Below are 19098 nucleotides of genomic sequence, written 5' to 3'. Positions count from 1 at the left end.
GGCACTTGGTTAGAGGCCCGTCACCGCGACAGGTGCCGCGGTGTGCCGGAACGAGGCGCTAAGCGGCCTCAGGCCGTCTCGGTGGCCTTCTTCCGACCGCGTGCCTTAGGGGCTGCCTCGGAGGCTTTAGCGGCCTTCGGCATGCCCTTGGCGGACTTGGGCGCCGACACCCTGCTCGACGAGTTCGGCATCTACGTGCCGCCTATCAACTACCCGACCGTCGCCCGCGGCACCGAGCGACTGCGCATCACCCCGTCGCCCCTTCACACGGACGCCGACCTCGACCACCTCGTCGGGGCGCTGGCCGCGATCTGGGGGCGGATCGGGCTGGAGCGGGTGGCGGCGGAGTAGGGGACACGCCGCCGACAATCCGTGCGGCGAGTTTCTCCGCGTCCTCGGGCCCTACCGAATTCCGACGCCTCTGCGTGACGGCGCCGGATGGTGCGTCCGAAGCACCGCGGGGCCCCCTCTTCCATGGGGAGAGGGGACCCGCGCCTGACCCTGCATAGCGTGCGGCCCTGACGAGTCGCATCGGAAGAAGGGAACTGCCCGTGCGTTTCGAAGGCCAGGGTGCCATTCTCGATCGCGCCGATCGCGCCGAACCTCCCCAGCCACGGATCGGCGTGACAACCTCTTCGCAATCGCGAGTGCCCCCGCGCGTGACCACCTTCCCCTTCACCGCCATCGTCGCCCAGGACGAGATGCGTCGGGCGCTGCTGATCGCGGCGGTCGATCCGTCGGTGGGGGGCGTGCTGGTGTTCGGGGATCGCGGCACCGGCAAGTCCACCGCGATCCGGGCGCTGGCCGGTCTGCTGCCGCGGATGCGCGCGGTCGTCGGCTGCCCCTATGCCTGCGATCCGGCCGCACCCGCCGAATCGTGCCCGCATTGCCGTGGCCAGGCGGAGCGCAAGAGCGCGCTCGTGCCGGTGCCGGTGGTCGACCTGCCGCTCGGAGCCACCGAGGACCGGGTGGTCGGCGCGCTCGACCTGCAGCGGGCGCTGGCGCTCGGCGAGAAGGCGTTCGAGCCTGGGCTGCTGGCGCGGGCCAACCGCGGCTTCCTGTACATCGACGAGGTCAACCTGCTGGAGGACCACCTCGTCGACCTGCTGCTCGACGTGGCGGCCTCCGGGGTCAACACCGTCGAGCGCGAGGGCCTGTCGATCCGGCACCCGGCGCGCTTCGTGCTCGTCGGCTCCGGCAACCCGGAGGAGGGCGAGCTACGGCCGCAGCTCCTCGACCGGTTCGGCCTCGCGGTCGAGGTGGCGACGCCCACCGACATCGCGACCCGCATCGACGTGGTCCGCCGCCGCGACGCCTACGAGCGCGACCCGGAAGCGTTCTGCGCCACCTACGCCAAAGCCGAGCGGGCGCAGGCCAAGCAGATCACGCTCGCCCGCGAACGGCTGAGTGCCGTGACGATCCCCGACGCGGTGCTGGAGGCCTGCGCGAGGCTCTGCGTGGCGCTCGGCACCGACGGCCTGCGCGGCGAGCTCACCCTGATGCGCACCGCCCGCGCGCTGGCAGCGCTCGACGGCGCGGACGACGTGACCATCGACCATGTCCGCCGGATCGCGCCGGCGGCACTGCGCCATCGCCTGCGCCGCAACCCGCTCGACGAGGCCGGCTCCACCGCCCGCGTGGCGCGGGCGGTCGCCGACGTGCTGGCGTGACGCTCGCGCCCGGCGAGGGCCGCTGGGCCGAGGCGCTCCGCGCCGCTTCGCTGCTGGCGGCCGATCCGCAGACCTGCGTCGGCATCCGCCTGCGCGCCGGGACGGGCCCGGTCCGCGAGGCGTGGCTGCGGCACCTGACGGACCGCCTCGCGCCCGGCACCCCCGTCCGGCGCTGCCCGCCCGGCATCGGCGACGACCGCCTGCTCGGCGGCCTCGACCTCGCCGCGACCCTGTCGGCCGGCCGGCCGATGGCCCAGGCGGGCCTCCTGGCCGAGGCCGACGGCGGCCTCGTCGTCGTGCCGATGGCCGAGCGCCTGTCTCCCGGCACGGCGGCTCGTCTCGTCGCGGCGCTCGACACCGGCACGATCACGGTCGCGCGCGACGGTTTCTGCGAGACGCGGCCCGCCCGCTTCGGCCTGGTGCTGCTCGACGAGGGGCTCGACGACGAGGCGCCGCCGAGCGCGCTCACCGAGCGCCTCGCCTTCGACGTGGATCTGCGCGCCTTCGGGCTGCGGGAGATCGAGGATGCTCCGCCCGGGCATGACGGGACGGGGCTTCGAGGGCCGCAAAGGGCGCGTTCCGCAGAACGCCATCCTGCTTCGCAGGCGACGTTCGCATCCGCACACCCCGAACGGCGATCGAAGGAACCGCTTTTCCCTCCCCCCTCTGCGGGGGAGGGTGGCCCGCGAAGCGGGTCGGGAGAGGGGAGCGACGATGCCGGATCCGGCGCTCCCCTCTCCCGACCCTCGCTCACGCGAGGCTCACCCTCCCCCGCACCCAAGTCGGGCCTGCCCGACTTGGGCAGACAGGGTGCGGATCTCGGGCAGGCCCGAGATCCGTCGGGGGGAGGGAAGGCGCGCGGGCTCTTCGGCAGGGACGAGGAGGTGGGGAGAGGCGCGACCGCTCGCGACCGCTCCAGACCCACGCCTGAACCGGACGACGCGTCCGACGCCATCCCCGCGCTCTGCGCTGCCGCGGATGCCCTCGGCGTGACGTCCCTGCGCGGGCCGTTGCTCGCCGTGCGGATCGCCCGGCTGATCGCCGCCCGCGACGGACGGGATGGGCTCGCGGAACGAGATCTCGTCGAGGCAGCAGCCCTCGTGCTCGGCCCGCGGGCGACGCGGATGCCGGTTCCCGAGCAACCCGCCGAAGCCTCCGAACCGCCCCCCGACGATCGCGGATCGCCGCAGCAGGAGAACCCGCCGGAGCCCGACGGGGACGCGGCGGGCTCGGAGCAGCAGGCCGAATCGCCGAATCTCGACGACGTCGTGCTCGCGGCGGCACGCGCGGCGATCCCGCCCGGCCTGCTCGCGGCGTTGGCCGCCGGGCAGGCGCCGGCGCGCGGCGGCAAGGCGGGAAGGGCCGGGGCCGCCGCCTCCGCCGCGCGGCAGGGCCGGCCGATCGGCGCGCGCGCCGGCGACCCGCGCCGCGGGCGCCTGGCGCTGCTCGCGACCCTGCGCGCCGCCGCCCCGTGGCAGGCCCTCCGGCGATCCGAGGCCGAAGCGGGCGACGCCCGGGCGATCCTGGTGCGGCCGGAGGATTTTCGGATCACGCGCTTTCGCCAGCGGACCGAGAGCACGACGATCTTCGCGGTCGACGCCTCCGGCTCGGCGGCGATCGAGCGGCTCGCCGAGGCGAAGGGGGCGGTCGAGCTGCTGCTGGCCGAGGCCTATGTCCGCCGCGACCGGGTGGCGCTCGTCGCCTTCCGCGGCCGGGCGGCCGAGCTCGTGCTGCCGCCGACCCGCTCGCTGGTGCGGGCCAAGCGCGGGCTCGCCGAGCTGCCCGGCGGCGGCGGCACGCCGCTGGCCGCGGGGCTCGATGCGGCGGCCGACGTGGCGCTCGCCGTCCGCCGCGGCGGCGGCACCCCGGTCGTCGTGCTGCTCACCGACGGGCGCGCCAACGTCGACCGCGCCGGCGCACCGGGCCGGCCGCGCGCCGCCGAGGACGCGCTCGCCGCGGCCCGGCGCTTCCGCGCGGCGGCGTTCTCCGCGATCCTGATCGACACCGCGCCGCGCCCGCAGGATTCGGCGCGCGCCCTGGCCGAGGCGATGGGCGCCCGCTATCTCCCGTTGCCGCAGGCCGACGCCCGCAAGCTCAGCGCCGCGGTGCGGGCGGCGGGCGCGGCGGCGTGACGGCTCGCATCGGCAGGTCCTTCAGGAAACCAGGTCCTTCAGGAAACCATGACACGCATGTCCGAGGACCGCCCGGACTGGGAGCGCGACGGGCGCGACTGGCCGCATCGCGACGCCAGCCGCTTCGTCGAGGCTTCCGGCCTGCGCTGGCACGTGCAGGCGATGGGGCCGGCCGACGCCCCCGTGCTGCTCCTCGTCCACGGGACGGGCGCGGCGACGCATTCCTGGCGCGGGCTGATGCCGGCCTTGGCCGGGCGCTTCCGCGTGATCGCGCCGGACCTGCCCGGCCACGGCTTCACCGATCCGCTGCCGGCCGGGCGCCTGTCGCTTCCCGGCATGGCGTCCGCCCTGGCCGACCTGACGACGCAGCTCGGCGTGAGGCCGGTCGTGGCGGTCGGCCATTCGGCGGGCGCCGCGATCCTGGCCCGGACCTGCCTCGACGCGCGGCTGTCGCCGAGGCTTCTGGTGGCACTGAACGGCGCCCTCAAGCCGTTCCCAGGTCTTGCCTCGATCCTGTTCCCAAGCATGGCGCGGATGCTGTTCCTGAACCGGATGACGCCGAAGATCTTCGCCTGGACGGCGGACCGCGCCGCGGTGCAGCGGCTGATCCAGGGCACCGGCTCGCGTCTCGACCCCGTCGGACTCGACCTCTATCGCCGCCTGTTCCGGAAGCCCGCCCACGTCGCCGGAGCGCTCGGCATGATGGCGAACTGGAACCTCGACGCCCTCGACCGCGCGCTGCCGCGGCTCGGTGTCCGCACGCTGCTCGTCGTCGGCTCCGACGACAAGGCGATCGCGCCCGACACCGCCTTCGCGGTGCGCGACCGCCTGCCCGATGCCCGCGTCGAGCTGATGCGCGGCCTCGGCCACCTCGCGCACGAGGAAGCGCCCGAGCGCGTCGCCGCGGCGATCCTCGCGGAGTTCGACGCCCTGACCGCAGCCGAGGCGCCGCGGTCCGCCTGAGCCTCAGAAAGGCCCTTGCCTGAGGTCGGCAATCGACCTTAGTGTCAAACCATGTTGACACTCGATGCGTCGGTACCGTTGACACATGCGGATCGCCGGCCCTACGCCGTCGTCGTGGGCAGCGGCTTCGGCGGGCTCGCCGCCGCGATCCGCCTCGGCGCCCGCGGCTACCGGGTCACGGTGCTGGAACGGCTCGACAAGCCGGGCGGCCGGGCCCGCGTCCACCGGCAGGACGGCTTCACCTTCGATGCCGGCCCGACCATCGTCACCGCGCCGTTCCTGTTCGAGGAACTGTGGACGCTGTGCGGGCGGCGCATGGCGGACGACGTCACCCTGGTGCCGATGCGGCCCTACTACCGCATCCGGTTCGACGACGGCGCCACCTTCGACTATTCCGGCGACCTGGCCGCCATGCGGGCGGAGGTCGCCAAGTTCTCGCCCGCCGACGTCGCCGGCTACGAGCGCTTCATGGCGCAGAGCGAGGCCATCTTCCGCGTCGGCTTCGAAGAGCTCGGCCACGTGCCCTTCGGCCGGATCCGGGACATGCTGCGGATCGCGCCGGACCTCGTGCGGCTCGGCGGCCACCGCAGCGTCTACGACGTGGTGGCGAAGTACATCCGCGACGAGCGCCTGCGGACCATCTTCAGCTTCCACCCGCTGCTGATCGGCGGCAGCCCGTTCCGGGCGAGCGCGATCTACTGCCTGATCGCCCATCTCGAGCGGCGCTGGGGCGTGCACTTCGCCATGGGCGGCACCGGCCGCCTCGTCGACGGCCTCGTCGGCCTGATCGCGGGGCAGGGGGGCACCCTGCGCTGTGACGCGGAGGTCGCCGAGATTACCGTCGCCCGCGGCGCGGCCACCGGCGTGCGCCTGGCCGACGGCACGACGATCGCCGCCGACATCGTCGTCTCGAACGCCGATTCCGCCCACACCTATCGCAATCTGGTCCCGGCATCGGCCAGACGGCGCTGGACCGATCGCAAGGTCGACAAGGCCCATTCCTCCATGGGCCTGTTCGTCTGGTACTTCGGAACGAAGCGGAAATATCCGGACGTCGCCCACCACACCATCCTGATGGGGCCGCGCTACCGCGCACTGATCGACGACATCTTCCGCAGGAAGCACCTCGCCGACGACTTCTCGCTCTATCTCCACCGTCCGACCGAGACCGACCCGATGCTGGCGCCGCCGGGATGCGACGCGTTCTACGTGCTCTCGCCGGTGCCGAACCTCGCCGGCGGCCAGGATTGGGCGGCGCTCGCCGAGCCCTACCGCCGGCGCATCGAGGCGTCCCTCGAGGCGACGGTGCTGCCGGGCCTCTCGGCCGAGATCGTCACCTCGAAGGTGACGACGCCGCAGGATTTCCGCGACGACTTCCTGAGCTTCCGCGGCTCCGGCTTCGGGCTGGAGCCGGTGCTGACGCAGTCGGCGTGGTTCCGTCCGCACAACGCCTCGGAAGACGTGCGCAACCTGTTCCTCGTCGGCGCCGGAACCCATCCCGGTGCCGGCCTGCCCGGCGTCCTGTCCACGGCCCGCGTCCTCGATACGGTGGTTCCCGATGCGCGCGTCTTCGCCTGAGTCGCTTCCGGCCGCGTTCCTGGCCGCCCTGCGCCCGGCCTCGTCGCACGCGTCAGAGGCCGACCACGCCGCCTGCCGCGCCGCGATCCGGGCGGGGTCGCGCAGCTTCTACGCCGCCGCGCACCTGCTGCCGCCGCGCGTCCGGCGCGCGGCCTACGGGCTCTACGCCTTCTGCCGGTTGTCGGACGATCTCGTCGACGACGCGAAGGCCGGCGCGGCGCCCGGGGCGGTGCTTCGGCTCGATGCGCGGCTCGCGCGCATCCATGCCGGCCACCCCGCCGACCATGCCGCCGACCGGGCGCTCGCCGACGTCGTCGCCGACCACGCGATCCCGCAGGCGCTGCCGGCGGCGTTGCTCGAAGGCCTCGCCTGGGACTCCGAAGGGCGGCGCTACGCGACCTTGAGCGCGCTCTGCGCCTACGCCGCCCGCGTCGCGGCCTCCGTCGGCGCGACGATGACGCTGATCATGGGCGTGCGCGATGCCGACGTGCTGGCGCGGGCCTGCGACCTCGGCGTGGCGATGCAGCTCACCAACATCGCCCGCGACGTCGGCGAGGATGCGCGGGCCGGCCGCCTCTACCTGCCGCTCGACTGGCTCGACGAGGCCGGCATCGATCCGGACGCGTTCCTGGCCGAGCCGGTCGCGACGGACGCGCTGCGCGACGTGGTCGCCCGGCTGCTCGCCGCCGCGGACGTGCTCTACGCCCGCTCGGAGGCCGGCATCGGCAGCCTGCCGCTCGCCTGCCGTCCGGCGATCCGGGCCGCGCGCCTGATCTATGCCGAGATCGGTACGGAGATCGTCCGGAACGGGTTCGACAGCGTCACCCGGCGCGCCCGCGTCGGGGCGGGGCGCAAGCTGCAGCTGCTCGCCCGCGCCGCGCTGCCGCTCGGTGGCGGCACCGAGCGCGACGCGCCGAGCCTGCCCGAGACCGCCTACCTCATCGAGGCCGTGCCGACGCGCACGCCCTTGGCCCGCCCCTGGTGGGACATCCCGGGCCAGGCGGTGCGGGTGCTCGAGATGATTGAGGCGTTGCGCGAGCGTGAGGCGACGGGGCGCGAGCCGGCGTGAGCGACCCGCTCTTCGCCGCCTTCGACATCGGGCTGGTCTTCGCGCTCGCCCTCGGGCTGGCGATCTGGCAGCTCGTCGCGCTCAGGCGCGGCATCCGGCGGGACCGCGCGGCGGCAAAGGTGGACCGCGGAGAATAGCTCCAGGAGAGTTCCGACCTGCGCATTTCCCTCCCCCTCTGCGGGGGAGGAAAGAAGGCCCGTTCACGCCATCGACATCAGGATGCCCGGCCGGCGGCCGTTCCACCGAGGTGGAACACCCGGTGGGGCACCAGCTCGCCGCGCTCGACGTCGCCCACCGCGACGAGGATGCCGCCGCAGGTCGCGAAGATCTTGCCCTCGACCGGCGCGTCGCGGCCGCGCAGGATCACCGACTGGCCGCGCATCAGGCGCATCGCCATGTCGCGCGAGACCGAGACGGAGGGGATCGCGTCGAGGGCGGTCTCGACCGGCATCAGGTGGGCGAGGCTGCCCTCGGGCCCGGCGGCGTCGAGCCCGGCGACGTTGCAGGAATCGGCCTCCGCGAACGGCCCGACCCGGGTGCGGCGCAGGGCCGAGACGTGGCCGCGGCAGCCGAGCAGGCGCCCGAGGTCGCGCGCGAGCGCCCGGACGTAGGTGCCCTTGCCGCACTCGGCCTCGATCACCGTGCGGTCGGTCTCGTGCTCGACCACCGCGAGGCGATCGATCTGGACGGGACGCGCCACCAGCTCGACCACCTCGCCGTCGCGGGCGAGGTCGTAGGCGCGCTCGCCCTGAATCTTGATCGCCGAGTAGCGCGGCGGCACCTGCTCGATCGCGCCGACAAAGCTCGGAAGGGCGGCCTCGACCGCCGCGCGGGTCGGGCGGTCCTCGCTCGTCGCCACCGGGCGGCCCTCGGCGTCGTCGGTGTCGGTCTCGATGCCCCAGCTCACGGTGAAGCGGTAGGCCTTGCGGCCGTCCATCACGAAGGGGACGGTCTTGGTGGCCTCGCCGAGCGCGATCGGCAGGATCCCGGATGCCAGCGGATCGAGGGTGCCGGCATGCCCCGCCTTCTTGGCGTTGAAGGCACGCTTCACCACCGCGACCGCATGCGTCGAGGTCATGCCGACGCCCTTGTCGAGGATGACCCAGCCCGACACGTCGCGCTTCTTCGGCCGGTCGGGCCGCGGACCGCCGCGGGACGGGCGACGGCCCTCCTCGCTGCGGCGCTCGCCCGAAGACGGCATCTCGGGCGCGGAGACCGGATGCTCGGAGGTCGGGACGTCGTTCATGGAAACCTCGGTCGGCATCATGCTTTTTTACGTCAATCGGCGAAACGGAATCTGGATCGGTGCGCGCCCGCCTGCCGGTGCCGCGCCGCGATGGCGTCTTCGATCGGGTCGGGGCCGGCCCTCACGGGCGCCCCCCGCCGACCTCCGCGTCGTCCTCGTCCGGCGCTCCCTTGTCGAGGTCGCGCTGGACGCGCTCGTTGCGCAGCAGCGCGTCGATCCGCGCGGCCTCATCGAACGTGTCGTCGCGCAGGAAGCGCAGCTCGGGGGCGAATTTGAGGTTCACCCGCCGGGCCACCTCCTGCCGGAGCGCCTTGCGGTTGCGCTCGAGCGCGGCGATCACCGGCGCCTCGTCCATGCCGCCGAGCGGCATCACGTAGGCGGTGGCGAGCTTGAGGTCGGGCGACATCCGAACTTCCGGCACGGTCACCACGTGGGTGCCGAGGACCGGATCCTGGATGTCGCCGCGCTGGAGCACCTCGGCCAGCGCGTGGCGCACGAGCTCGGCGACGCGCTGCTGGCGCTGGGTGGGGCCGTTCGGGTTGGGTTTCTGAGCCATGGTCTTCTGCGGTCCGGCACCGGGTCGTCGAGCAGACGAGGCAGGACTGGAGTACGAAAAAAGACGGCCGCGGCAGGAGCCGCGGCCGCCGTGTCGATGCGCTGTCGAACGCGATCAGAGCGTGCGGCGGATCTCTTCGACCCGGTAGCACTCGATGGTGTCGCCGGCGCGCATGTTCTCGAAGTTCTCGAACGCCATGCCGCAATCCTGGCCCGACGTGACTTCCTTCACGTCGTCCTTGAAGCGCTTCAGGGTCGAGAGCTTGCCCTCGTGGATCACCACGCTGTCGCGGATCAGGCGGACATGGGCGCCGCGCTGGACCACGCCGTCGGAGACGCGGCAACCGGCGACCTTGCCGACCTTCGAGACCTCGAAGATCTCCTGGATGAAGGCTTCGCCCAGGCGCTCCTCGCGGAGCGTCGGAGGCAGCATGCCCGACAGGGTCGCTTTGATGTCGTCCACGAGGTCGTAGATGATGTTGTAGTAGCGGATCTCGACGTCGTTGCGCTCGGCGAGCTCCCGCGCTTCCTTGTGGGCGCGGATGTTGAAGCCGATCACCACCGCCTTCGAGGCGGTCGCGAGGGTCACGTCCGACTCGGTGATGCCGCCGACGCCGGCGAGCAGAATCCGGGCCGAGACCTCGTCGTTGCCGAGCTTCTCCAACGCGCCCGAGATCGCCTCGACCGAGCCCTGCACGTCGCCCTTGATGATGACGGGCAGCTCCTTGCGGCCGGCGCCTTCCTTCAGGTCGCGCATCATGTCGACGAGCGAGCGATTGGCGCCGCCGGTGCGGGCGTTCTGGCGCTCGCGCTTCGTCCGGGCACGATACTCCGTGACCTCGCGGGCGCGGGCCTCGCTCGGCACCACGATCACGCGGTCGCCGGCATCCGGCGTGCCGTTGAAGCCGAGGACCTCCACCGGGACCGACGGTCCCGCGTACTGGATGTTCTCGCCCTGGTCGTCGATGAGCGCGCGGACGCGGCCCCATTCGGCGCCGGCGACGACGATGTCGCCGGTGAACAGGGTGCCGCGCTGCACCAGCACGGTCGCGACGGGGCCGCGGCCGCGATCGAGCTTGGCCTCGATGACCGTGCCCTCGCCGTCGCGCTTCTCGTTGGCGCGCAGGTTCATGATCTCGGCCTGCAGCTGCAGGCCCTCGAGCAGGTCGGGCAGGCCGTCGCCGGTCTTGGCCGAAACCTCGAACTCCAGCGTCTCGCCGCCCATCGACTCGACCTGGATGTCGTGCTGGAGCAGCTCGGTGCGGACCCGCTGCGGGTTCGCCTCGGGCTTGTCGATCTTGTTGATCGCCAGGATCAGCGGAACGCCCGCCGCCTTGGCGTGCTGGATCGCCTCGATCGTCTGGGGCATCACACCGTCGTCGGCCGCCACTACGAGCACGACGATGTCCGTCACCTTGGCGCCGCGGGCGCGCATGGAGGTGAAGGCCGCGTGGCCGGGGGTGTCGATGAAGGTGATCATGTCGCCCGACGGCGACGCGACCTGGTAGGCGCCGATGTGCTGGGTGATGCCGCCGGCCTCGCCCTCGACCACGTTCTCCTTGCGGATCGCGTCGAGGAGCGACGTCTTGCCGTGGTCGACGTGGCCCATGATCGTGACGACCGGGGGACGGGGATCGAGATCCTCGTCGAGATCCGGCTCGTCGGAGGTCAGGCCCTCTTCCACGTCCGACTCGGCGACGCGGCGCACGGTGTGGCCCATCTCCTCGGCGATGAGCTGCGCCGAATCCGAATCGATCACGTCGGTGATCTTGTGGATCTCGCCCTGCTTCATCAGCAGGCGGATCACGTCGACCGCCCGCTCCGACATGCGGTTGGCGAGCTCCTGGATCGTGATCGTCTCCGGGATCGTCACCTCACGCGACAGCTTCTCCTTCTGCTCGACCTGCCGGCTTCCGCTCATGCGCTGCTGGCGACGGCGGAAGGAGGCGATCGAGCGGGTGCGCTCGTCCTCGCCGGACGTCGCTGTCGCGATGGTCAGGCGGCCGCGGTTGCGGTCGCCGCCGGGCTGCTTGGGCGTCTTCGGCGGCGTGATGATCTTCAGCGGCATGCCGGGACGGCGGATGACGCGCTTGGTCTCGCTCTCGTCCTCGTTCGCCGCCGGGCGGCCGGCCGGACGCGCAGCGGTCCCCGCGGGCCGTGCCGCGGTGGTCGGGCTCGCGCTCTTCTCGGGCTCGGGCGCCGGGGCGGGGCGCGCCATGAAGTTCAGGTTCTGCGGCTTGCGCACGTCCGCGGTGATGGTCTTGCGCGGCTCGGCCGGGGTCGGACGCGCGGTCAGCGGCGGCCGTGCGGCGGCCGGCGCAGGACGCGCGGCCCCGGCGGCGGGACGCGCCGCCTGCGGAGCGGCAGGCGTCGCAGCCGCGGCCGGACGCGGAGCCGGTGCGGGCTTGGCGGCCGCGGGCGCGGCGGCGACCGGAGCGGCCGCGGGCGCGGCGACCTGATCGGAAGCTTGCGCCGGCGCGGCGGCAGGCTCGGGCGCCTTGGCCGGCGCCGCCTCGGCGGCGGCACGTGCCTCGGCGGCGGCGGCAGCGGCTTCGGCGGCGCGCTGCTTCTCCTCCTCCTGGCGACGCGCCTCCTCGGCGCGCTTGGCGGCGGCGGCAGCCTCACGCTCGCGCTCCTCGGCTGCGGCCTGGGCGCGCTGCGCCTCGGCGGCGGCCTCGGCCTGGCGGCGGGCTTCCTGCTCGCGGCGCTGCGCGTCGGCGAGCGCTGCGGCGCGCGCCGAGCTTTCCTGCTCGCTCAGCGTGCGCAGCACGACGCCGGACGCGGACCGCTGGGCCGGGCGCGGGGCGACCGGCGGCGGAGGCGGGGCGACCCGTGTCGGGGCCGCGATGGGGGCGACGGGCGCCGGCGCCGCGCCGATGACGCGGCGCTTCACCGTCTCGACCACGACCTGCTTGGAGCGGCCGTGGGAGAAGCTCTGGCGCACGGTCCCCTGTTCGATCGGACGCTTCAAGGAAAGCGGCTTCGCAGGAGTCTTGCTCAGAGTCTTGTCGCCCGGATTATTCGTATCGCTCATTCAGCCTGAACCCTGAGGGTTTCCATCGTCGCGTGAACCGGCAACCCGCGGAGCGCCGGCCTGATCCGTCACGGCATCGTCTTGCAGAGGGGGAGCATCCCCGCCGTATCCGGCGGATCCGCGCTCCTCGATCGCCGCAGCGACGCCCTCGAAGGAGCGTAGCCGACGCCAACGCGCCAGGCAGCCGGCGGCCCCGACTCCTGCGACGAGCGCAGCGTGTATCACATGATCCCGACCCAAGGCCATGTCCAATTCGTCTTCGGACAAGTCGTCAACGATCGGTATGCGGGATATGGCATCGCCGTGCCGCCGGTGCAATGCCGCCGCGATCTTGCGGCGACCGTCGGGCGCGGCGTCCGACGCATGGATCACGGCAGCGACGCGCGGCTGCGCGCCGATCGCCGCCTCGACCTTGGTGAAGCCGGTCACGATGCAGCCGGCCTTGTTGGCCAGCGCGATCGCCTGCCGCAGGTCGGCCCGCAACCCCTCGGCGATCCGGTCGGGCAGGTCGGCCGAGGTGGTCGCGCCTTGCGTCTTGAACGCCCGGTTGAACGCCCGCTTCCTCACGGCCGTCGCGACGTCCTCGCGGCGGGCGCTGACCCAGGCGCCGCGGCCGGGAAGCCGGGCGCGCAGGTCCGGCACGACGGAGCCGTCCGGCCCGAGGACGAAGCGGATCATCGCGTCGGGCGCCTGCGCGGTGCGCGTGACGATGCAGGTGCGCAGCGCGCCCTGTCGGCCACGATTCGGCCCGGCATCGAGGACGACGTCCTCGATGCCCTCGTCAGCCGGCGGCTGAGCGGCCTGAATCATCGCCCGACCTCGCGTCGTCAGTTGGCCTCGGCCTCGGCGGGCTCCGCTGCGTCCTCGGTCGCCTCGGGCTCGGGCAGCGCCTCGATCCAGCCGGCGCGAAGGCGGGCGGCCATGATCATGGCCTCGGCCTCGGCGCGCGAGACCTCGAAGCCGTCGAGGTAGCCGGCGTGGCGCTTGGCCTCCGGCCCGCGGCCCTCGGTGTAGCCGACGAGGTCGTCGGTGGCGCAGCCGGCCAGATCCTCGATCGTCTTCACGTCGTTCTCGCCGAGCGAGACCAGCATCGGCGTGGTCAGGCCGTCGATCTCGCGCAGCTCGTCCTGCACGCCGAGCTCGGTGCGGCGGTCGTCGTGCTCCTGCTCGATCCGGGCGAGGTGATCCTGGGCGCGGGCCTGGATCTCGGCGCCGGTCTCCTCGTCGAGGCCCTGGATCGAGGACAGCTCCTGGATGTCGACGTAGGCGATCTCCTCGACGTTGCGGAAGCCTTCCGCCGCGAGCAGCTGGCCGACGGTCTCGTCGACGTCGAGCGCGCCCATGAACACGGTGGTGCGCTCGGCGAACTCCTTCTGGCGGCGCTCGCTCTCCTCGGCCTCGGTCAGGATGTCGATGTCCCAGCCGGTGAGCTGCGAGGCCAGGCGCACGTTCTGGCCGCGGCGGCCGATGGCGAGCGAGAGCTGGTCGTCGGGCACCACCACCTCGATGCGGTCGGCCTCCTCGTCGAGCACCACCTTGACGACCTCGGCCGGCTGCAGCGCGTTGACGATGAAGGTCGCCTGGTCCTCCGACCACGGGATGATGTCGATCTTCTCGCCCTGGAGCTCGCCGACCACCGCCTGGACGCGCGAGCCGCGCATGCCGACGCAGGCGCCGACCGGATCGATCGAGCCGTCGCGCGAGATCACCGCGATCTTGGCGCGCGAGCCCGGATCGCGGGCGACCGCCTTCACCTCGACGATCCCGTCGTAGATCTCCGGCACTTCCTGGCCGAAGAGCTTCGCCATGAACTGCGGATGCGAGCGCGACAGGAAGATCTGCGGCCCGCGCACCTCGCGGCGCACGTCGAACAGGTACGAGCGGATTCGGTCGCCGGGGCGGAAGGTCTCGCGCGGGATCATCTCGTCGCGCCGGACGATGCCCTCGCCGCGGCCGAGGTCGACGATGACGTTGCCGTACTCGACGCGCTTGACGAGGCCGTTCACGATCTCGCCGATGCGGTCCTTGTACTCGTCGAACTGGCGGTCGCGCTCGGCGTCGCGCACCTTCTGGACGATGACCTGCTTGGCCGACTGCGCGGCGACGCGCCCGAAATCGAACGGCGGCAGGGTGTCGGAGATCACGTCGCCGACGAGCGCGCCGGGATTGTAGCGCCGGGCCTGGTCGAGGGTGATCTCGCGGGCGTCGTTCTCGACGAGGTCGACCACGAGGAGGTGGCGGGAGAGCCGCAGCGCCCCGGTCTTGTTGTCGATCTCGGCGTGCACGTCGGTCTCGGCGCCGTAGCGCGAGCGGGCCGCCTTGGCGATCGCCTCCTCCATCGCGTCGATCACGATGGAGCGATCGATCACCTTCTCGCGGGCGACCGCGTCGGCGATCTGCAGGAGTTCGAGCCGGTTGGCGCTGACGACGGCCATCTGTGTCGGTCCTTCTCTTGGGGTGCCGCCCCGGTCGCCGCTTTGCAAGCGAGGCGGGCGGCGATGCTCTAGTGAAGCGAGTCGCGGTCCTTGAGGCGGGCCGCCTTGGTGGTCACGGGCTTCTTGGGCGCGTCCGAAGCGGGCTTCGGCTTGGCCGCCTTGGGCTTGGCGGAAGCCTTCTGCCGCTTCGGGAACGGCGCCGGCGGAAGGGCCGGGGCGTCTTCCGCCTCGTCGTCGTCGAGCGCCTCATCGAGGTCCTGCACCGGGCCTCCGCCGCGCCGCAGCGACTCGCGCACGAGCTCGTCCGTGAGCACCAGATGCGCATCGGCGAGGTCGCGCAACGGCAGCGAGACCCGGCTCGGCAGGCCTTCCTTGACGTCAGGCAGGTCGACCGGGACGGTGAGCGCCGTCGCGTCCGGCTCGCCGATGATCCCGCGGAAGCGCTTGCGGCCGCCGAGCGGCACGGCGAGCTCGATCTTGGCCTCGTAGCCGGCCCAGCGGGCGAAGTCGGAGACCCGGACCAGCGGACGGTCGATGCCGGGCGAGGAGATCTCGAGATAGTAGGCGATGCCGACCGGGTCATCGAGGTCGAGGATCGGCGAGATCGCGCGGCTTACGGTCTCGCACTCGTCGATGGACATCGAGCCGTCCGGCCGCTCGGCCATGATCTGCACGGTGCAGCCGTTCGCGCTCGACACCTTGACCCGCACGAGGCGGAAGCCGAGCCCCTCGATCGGACCCTCGATCACCTGCGCCACGCGCGCGGCGACGCCGGTCTCGCGGACCAGACGCTTCTCCGTCGGCTCAGCCGACGGCTCGGGCGAGGGGACGGCGGTCGGCTCTGACATGACTGCGCTCAGGATCGGGCTCGCTGATGGGGCGGCGCTCCGGAGGACAGGAGAGGGGCTTGCGGCAATAAAAAAGAGCGGACCCGGTGGGGCCCACTCCCGAACCGCAGCCTCGCGACTGCAACCAGAACTGATAAGAAACGATCTAGCGGGTGAACGCGAAGAATTCAAGCGTTTTCCGGCTGCGCGTCGCCTCGACCCGAAGCAGCCGGACGACCCGGGAATCGCTCGAGGAGCGATCCTGGACCGTGGAAGGGCCTCTGTGAGGTCGGATCGACGGTCGCTCAGGCCAGCCCCTCCTCGATGGGAAACGGCGTCGGCTCCCACCAGCGCTCGGCCTGGTGGAAGCGCGCCGCCTCGGCCTCCCAGCGGTGAAGGATCGCCGCGATGGCCGCGCGGTCGCTGGTGCGGAGCGGTTCGACGATCTCGAGGATGCGGCGGCGGCGGCGCCGGTAGTCGGTGCAGCGGCCGGCCTTCTCCCAGGCCTCGATGGCGCGCTGCGTGCGCGCGCCGCGCTTGGGATAGTCGAGGATCTCCGGCGGCTCGTAATCGCCGTAGGTGTCGCTCTCGTACCACCGCCAGATCTGGCCCAGGAACTCGCGCGCCTCGTCCAGCGCGCCCTCCGCGAGCGCGATCGCCATGCGCTGCTCGTCGTGAACGTTACCGCGAGGGATGATATGGCTGCGGTAGAAGTCCAAATAGGCATGGTGGTCGAGGGCCATCGGGCGCAGCAGCGGCAGGACCTGCTCCTCGACCGCGCGCGTGAAGATGCGGCCGATTTCGGGATCTGCCCACGCGAAGTCCCCGACCGTGGCCGCCCAGGCGGCAAGCTGGGGAAATTCCGGCCTGCGCTCGTAATCGGGCTGGAGGAAGTAGTCCCGCGTGAAGGGGGCAGGTAGAGGCTCGCGTCGGAACCCCTCGGAAAAACTGCCGACATTCCAATCCCAGTTCGCGCCACTCCAGTACAAGGGCGCGATACTGAACCTGGGCCAAAATACATCGGCAGACCTGCCGCGATAGATGTAGATCTGCGCGATGCAATGGCGGATCGGGCGGATCCAGATCGCATACGGTTTCACTTGGACCCAATCCGGATTGTGCTTCAGCACGTCCCGGAAAAGCCGAGCCAACTGCTTCTTGGTCGTCATCGCGACTCCCGCATCTGTATGACGATGATCCGCTGCGTTTTGGGGAACAGCATCTTGGCCCGGGTCGCGTAACGCACCGAATCGGACCAACCGAGGCCGCGAAGCCCCGTCTTGTAGTCGTAGACGCAGGCGACGGTCGGCTGTGGGCTATGAAACTGGTCGAGGCGGCTCGTGCCGGACTGACCATACAAGCCTTCGTCTCCAGTCTTGAGGATCGACAGCTCCGATTTGAAATCGGCGATGTTCTGGGCTTTTGCCCAACGATCCATCAGCACGTGGATCGCGGTGCCAATGGCTTGCGGCGTTCGATACGCGCCACTTTGTCGAACCGCCATGGCGACCGCGTCGAGCTGGGTCTGGATCTCACCGGTCTTCGGGCAGGCGGCGTCGAGGGATGCCTGGTCGAGCGGACCGACCCAGATCGCCGGCATGTGCTTGAAGTCCTCGGCGCCACGGAACTCGTGCGCCGTGGTGCCGAGGACGGTGCCGTAGCGACCCCGCTGCGCCGAAAGCGTCGCGAAGAGCGTGCCGGCGAGCTCGAGCGTCCGTAGGATCCGAACGGCCGCCAGGGCGAGCGGAACCGCCTGCAGGAAGGCGGGCTGCACCGTCGCGTCCGGCTCGGCGCCGTTCGCCGTGCAGGTGCTGCGCCCCAGGATCTCGCCGGAGACGCCGTCGCGGATCGTCTGCGTCGCCCCGAGGGTCTCGAAGACCCGGCTCTCGCCGTCCGGCGCGGTGACCGCGTGCTGCTCGTCGAAGTCGCGCCGGCCGGCGCGGATGCGGATCGAGAGGATGCGGGTGCCGTCGTCGAGACGGGTCTCCTCGCGAATCTGCGTGGGCTCGGCTGCGGGCATCTGTGCCCATTGCGGCTTGATCAGCCGCAGCACGTCCGGATCGACGGCGTTCCCATCCCCACCGCCGCCGGCAATCCATTGCCCACCGTTAGGCTGACCGAAAGGAGCGCGCGGCTGGTCGGACCAATCCTTTCGCCGGAGTGCCTGCTCCAGGCGGAGGAGCTTCGTGTCGAGGGAGAGCCCGGCCAGAAGCCCCTTCAGTTGCCGGACCTCTTCACCGATCCTCGGTTGTCTGGCCATGGCATCGATCCGAATCGCCTTCGATGAGGATCATTTACCGGAACAAAGCGGGAATGTACAGTTTATTTTCCTATTTTGAATTCGCTTAGGGACTAAGCTCCGGGGCCGGATCGGCGTCGGGGGAGGGAGACACGAAAACCGGCACGGAGCCGACGCGGGTCCGGCTTTCGGGCGGCCAACCCTTGCGTCTCGACCTGGGCCGCGCGCCGGCGCCCGGTGCGCCGATCGGGCAGCGCCCGGACGGAACGCTGTGAGATCTGCCTCAGCGCGAGGCCGCCGCGTAGGACACGACCGGCGGGGTCAGCTGCGCGGTCCGTTCGGTCCGCGCCACGGCGACGATCCACACCGTCAGCACGATTGCGACGAGAAGGTCGCGCAGGCGCAGGCGTCGCGGCGTGGCAGGCGAATCCGGCATCGAATCGATCGGCTCCTCGAACGGGAGCGACATCGTGCGACGCGCATGTTTCTGCTTGATGTGGGAAATTCACCCACAGATTGGTATCGCAGCCTCGTCACCGCGCGGGCAAGGCGAAGACGGTGAGCTGGCCGCCGAGCGCGGTATAATCCGACAGTGCCGCGTACCCGCCGACCGCGCCGGCGCCGTCCGCCGGGTCGGTGAGGCCGGCGGCCAGGCCGATCCCGGCCCAGCCGCCGACACCCGAGAGCACCGCCACGTACTGACGGCCGCCGTGCCGGTAGGTCATCACGTTGCCGACGATGCCCGACGGGGTCTTGAACTTGTACAGCTCCTCGCCCGTCGTCGCGTCGACGGCCTTCAGGTAGCCCTCGAGCGTGCCGTAGAAGACCACGCCGCCGGCGGTGGCGAGGGCGCCCGACCAGACCGAGAACGGCTCGGGCAGGGACCATGCGATCCGCCCCGCGACGCCGTCCCAGGCGACGAACGCGCCGGTGCGGGACTCGCCCGGCGGCGGCTGCAGCCCGACGGTGGCGCCGACATAGGGCACGCCCGTCGTGTAGGTGACGTGGAACGGCTCGTAGCTCATGCAGACGTGGTTGGTGGGCACGTAGAACAGCCCCGTGCCGGGCGAGAACGCCGCCGGCTGCTGGTTCTTCGCCCCGATCGCGCCGGGGCAGATGCCGGTGGTGGTCTCGTCCTCGCCGGTCCGCTCGGGCGAGTAGCGTTCGGCGACGATCGGCCGGCCGTAGCCGGGGGACGCCCGGTCCATATCGACCTTGGAGGCCCAGTTGACGACCGGGTCGAACTTCTCGGCGACGAGGAGCTCGCCGGTGGCGCGGTTGAGGGTGTAGCCGAAGCCGTTGCGGTCGAAGTGGGTCAGCAGCGGGGTCTCCTTGCCGCCGACCTTCTGA

General features: G+C 71.8%; 16 protein-coding genes and 1 pseudogene. 7 read left to right on the top strand and 10 right to left on the bottom strand.

Annotated elements, in window-relative coordinates; all coding sequences use genetic code 11:
• Positions 1–162 precede the first annotated feature (162 nt).
• From MKK60_RS14260 to MKK60_RS14230, 7 genes and pseudogenes are all read left to right on the top strand, one after another.
• Positions 163–351 (top strand): annotated as a pseudogene (locus MKK60_RS14260) (aminotransferase class I/II-fold pyridoxal phosphate-dependent enzyme); the annotation flags it as partial.
• Positions 352–659: 308 nt separating this feature from the next.
• Complete coding sequence (gene bchI, locus MKK60_RS14255) at positions 660–1670, top strand: magnesium chelatase ATPase subunit I (protein WP_243933293.1); 1011 nt, start codon at positions 660–662, stop codon at positions 1668–1670.
• The gene (locus tag MKK60_RS14250) at positions 1667–3802 is read left to right on the top strand and encodes a VWA domain-containing protein (protein WP_243986677.1); all 2136 of its coding nucleotides are present in this window, start codon (positions 1667–1669) and stop codon (positions 3800–3802) included. The genes bchI and MKK60_RS14250 overlap by 4 nt, the downstream gene beginning before the upstream one ends.
• Positions 3803–3850: 48 nt before the next feature.
• Positions 3851–4765, top strand: coding sequence for an alpha/beta fold hydrolase BchO (gene bchO / locus MKK60_RS14245; RefSeq protein WP_243986675.1), 915 nt, complete (start codon positions 3851–3853; stop codon positions 4763–4765).
• A gap of 51 nt (positions 4766–4816) precedes the next feature.
• Positions 4817–6343: a phytoene desaturase gene (locus tag MKK60_RS14240; protein ID WP_243986673.1), complete on the top strand. Its 1527-nt coding sequence runs from the start codon at positions 4817–4819 to the stop codon at positions 6341–6343.
• Entirely contained in the window at positions 6324–7412 is a 1089-nt protein-coding gene (locus tag MKK60_RS14235) for a phytoene/squalene synthase family protein (RefSeq protein WP_147843766.1), read from the top strand. Before MKK60_RS14240 ends, MKK60_RS14235 begins: the two co-directional genes overlap by 20 nt.
• Complete coding sequence (locus MKK60_RS14230) at positions 7409–7549, top strand: hypothetical protein (protein ID WP_187274966.1); 141 nt, start codon at positions 7409–7411, stop codon at positions 7547–7549. Before MKK60_RS14235 ends, MKK60_RS14230 begins: the two co-directional genes overlap by 4 nt.
• A 77-nt stretch (positions 7550–7626) precedes the next feature.
• On the opposite strand, the gene truB is transcribed toward MKK60_RS14230, so the two are convergent.
• The 10 genes from truB to MKK60_RS14180 form a co-directional block, all read right to left on the bottom strand.
• Entirely contained in the window at positions 7627–8658 is a 1032-nt protein-coding gene (gene truB / locus MKK60_RS14225) for a tRNA pseudouridine(55) synthase TruB (RefSeq protein WP_409567398.1), read from the bottom strand.
• A gap of 121 nt (positions 8659–8779) precedes the next feature.
• Complete coding sequence (gene rbfA / locus MKK60_RS14220; RefSeq protein WP_243986670.1) at positions 8780–9214, bottom strand: 30S ribosome-binding factor RbfA; 435 nt, start codon at positions 9212–9214, stop codon at positions 8780–8782.
• Positions 9215–9328: 114 nt separating this feature from the next.
• Positions 9329–12247: a translation initiation factor IF-2 gene (gene infB / locus MKK60_RS14215; protein ID WP_243986668.1), complete on the bottom strand. Its 2919-nt coding sequence runs from the start codon at positions 12245–12247 to the stop codon at positions 9329–9331.
• Positions 12248–13057 (bottom strand): RNA-binding protein, encoded by an 810-nt coding sequence (locus MKK60_RS14210; RefSeq protein WP_243986666.1) that lies wholly within the window; start codon positions 13055–13057, stop codon positions 12248–12250.
• 17 nt (positions 13058–13074) lie between these two features.
• The gene (gene nusA / locus MKK60_RS14205; RefSeq protein ID WP_147728245.1) at positions 13075–14682 is read right to left on the bottom strand and encodes a transcription termination factor NusA; all 1608 of its coding nucleotides are present in this window, start codon (positions 14680–14682) and stop codon (positions 13075–13077) included.
• Positions 14683–14750: 68 nt separating this feature from the next.
• A complete protein-coding gene (gene rimP / locus MKK60_RS14200) occupies positions 14751–15530 on the bottom strand; it encodes a ribosome maturation factor RimP (protein ID WP_243931669.1) in 780 nt (259 codons plus the stop codon).
• Positions 15531–15814: 284 nt separating this feature from the next.
• Complete coding sequence (locus MKK60_RS14195) at positions 15815–16678, bottom strand: hypothetical protein (RefSeq protein ID WP_243986663.1); 864 nt, start codon at positions 16676–16678, stop codon at positions 15815–15817.
• Positions 16675–17769: a hypothetical protein gene (locus MKK60_RS14190; protein WP_243986661.1), complete on the bottom strand. Its 1095-nt coding sequence runs from the start codon at positions 17767–17769 to the stop codon at positions 16675–16677. Before MKK60_RS14190 ends, MKK60_RS14195 begins: the two co-directional genes overlap by 4 nt.
• 262 nt (positions 17770–18031) lie before the next feature.
• The gene (locus MKK60_RS14185) at positions 18032–18184 is read right to left on the bottom strand and encodes a hypothetical protein (protein ID WP_243931665.1); all 153 of its coding nucleotides are present in this window, start codon (positions 18182–18184) and stop codon (positions 18032–18034) included.
• A 97-nt stretch (positions 18185–18281) separates the two neighbouring features.
• A partial coding sequence (locus tag MKK60_RS14180; RefSeq protein WP_243986658.1) for a PQQ-binding-like beta-propeller repeat protein occupies positions 18282–19098 on the bottom strand: 817 nt, incomplete at its 5' end.

This window comes from Methylobacterium sp. J-092 (assembly GCF_022829325.1).
Taxonomy (GTDB): Bacteria; Pseudomonadota; Alphaproteobacteria; order Rhizobiales; family Beijerinckiaceae; genus Methylobacterium.
Note: the sequence above shows the minus strand (reverse complement) of the source record. Positions and strands in the feature narration are given on the sequence as shown.

Bases quoted from the DNA above. Each gene is read 5' to 3' on its own strand.
- bchO (WP_243986675.1), top strand. From the start codon at position 3,851: ATGACACGCATGTCCGAGGACCGCCCGGACTGGGAGCGCGACGGGCGC.
- MKK60_RS14240 (WP_243986673.1), top strand. From the start codon at position 4,817: ATGTTGACACTCGATGCGTCGGTACCGTTGACACATGCGGATCGCCGG.
- MKK60_RS14235 (WP_147843766.1), top strand. From the start codon at position 6,324: ATGCGCGCGTCTTCGCCTGAGTCGCTTCCGGCCGCGTTCCTGGCCGCC.
- truB (WP_409567398.1), bottom strand. From the start codon at position 8,658: ATGAACGACGTCCCGACCTCCGAGCATCCGGTCTCCGCGCCCGAGATG.
- rbfA (WP_243986670.1), bottom strand. From the start codon at position 9,214: ATGGCTCAGAAACCCAACCCGAACGGCCCCACCCAGCGCCAGCAGCGC.
- infB (WP_243986668.1), bottom strand. From the start codon at position 12,247: ATGAGCGATACGAATAATCCGGGCGACAAGACTCTGAGCAAGACTCCT.
- MKK60_RS14210 (WP_243986666.1), bottom strand. From the start codon at position 13,057: ATGATTCAGGCCGCTCAGCCGCCGGCTGACGAGGGCATCGAGGACGTC.
- nusA (WP_147728245.1), bottom strand. From the start codon at position 14,682: ATGGCCGTCGTCAGCGCCAACCGGCTCGAACTCCTGCAGATCGCCGAC.
- rimP (WP_243931669.1), bottom strand. From the start codon at position 15,530: ATGTCAGAGCCGACCGCCGTCCCCTCGCCCGAGCCGTCGGCTGAGCCG.
- MKK60_RS14195 (WP_243986663.1), bottom strand. From the start codon at position 16,678: ATGACGACCAAGAAGCAGTTGGCTCGGCTTTTCCGGGACGTGCTGAAG.
- MKK60_RS14190 (WP_243986661.1), bottom strand. From the start codon at position 17,769: ATGGCCAGACAACCGAGGATCGGTGAAGAGGTCCGGCAACTGAAGGGG.
- MKK60_RS14185 (WP_243931665.1), bottom strand. From the start codon at position 18,184: ATGCCGGATTCGCCTGCCACGCCGCGACGCCTGCGCCTGCGCGACCTT.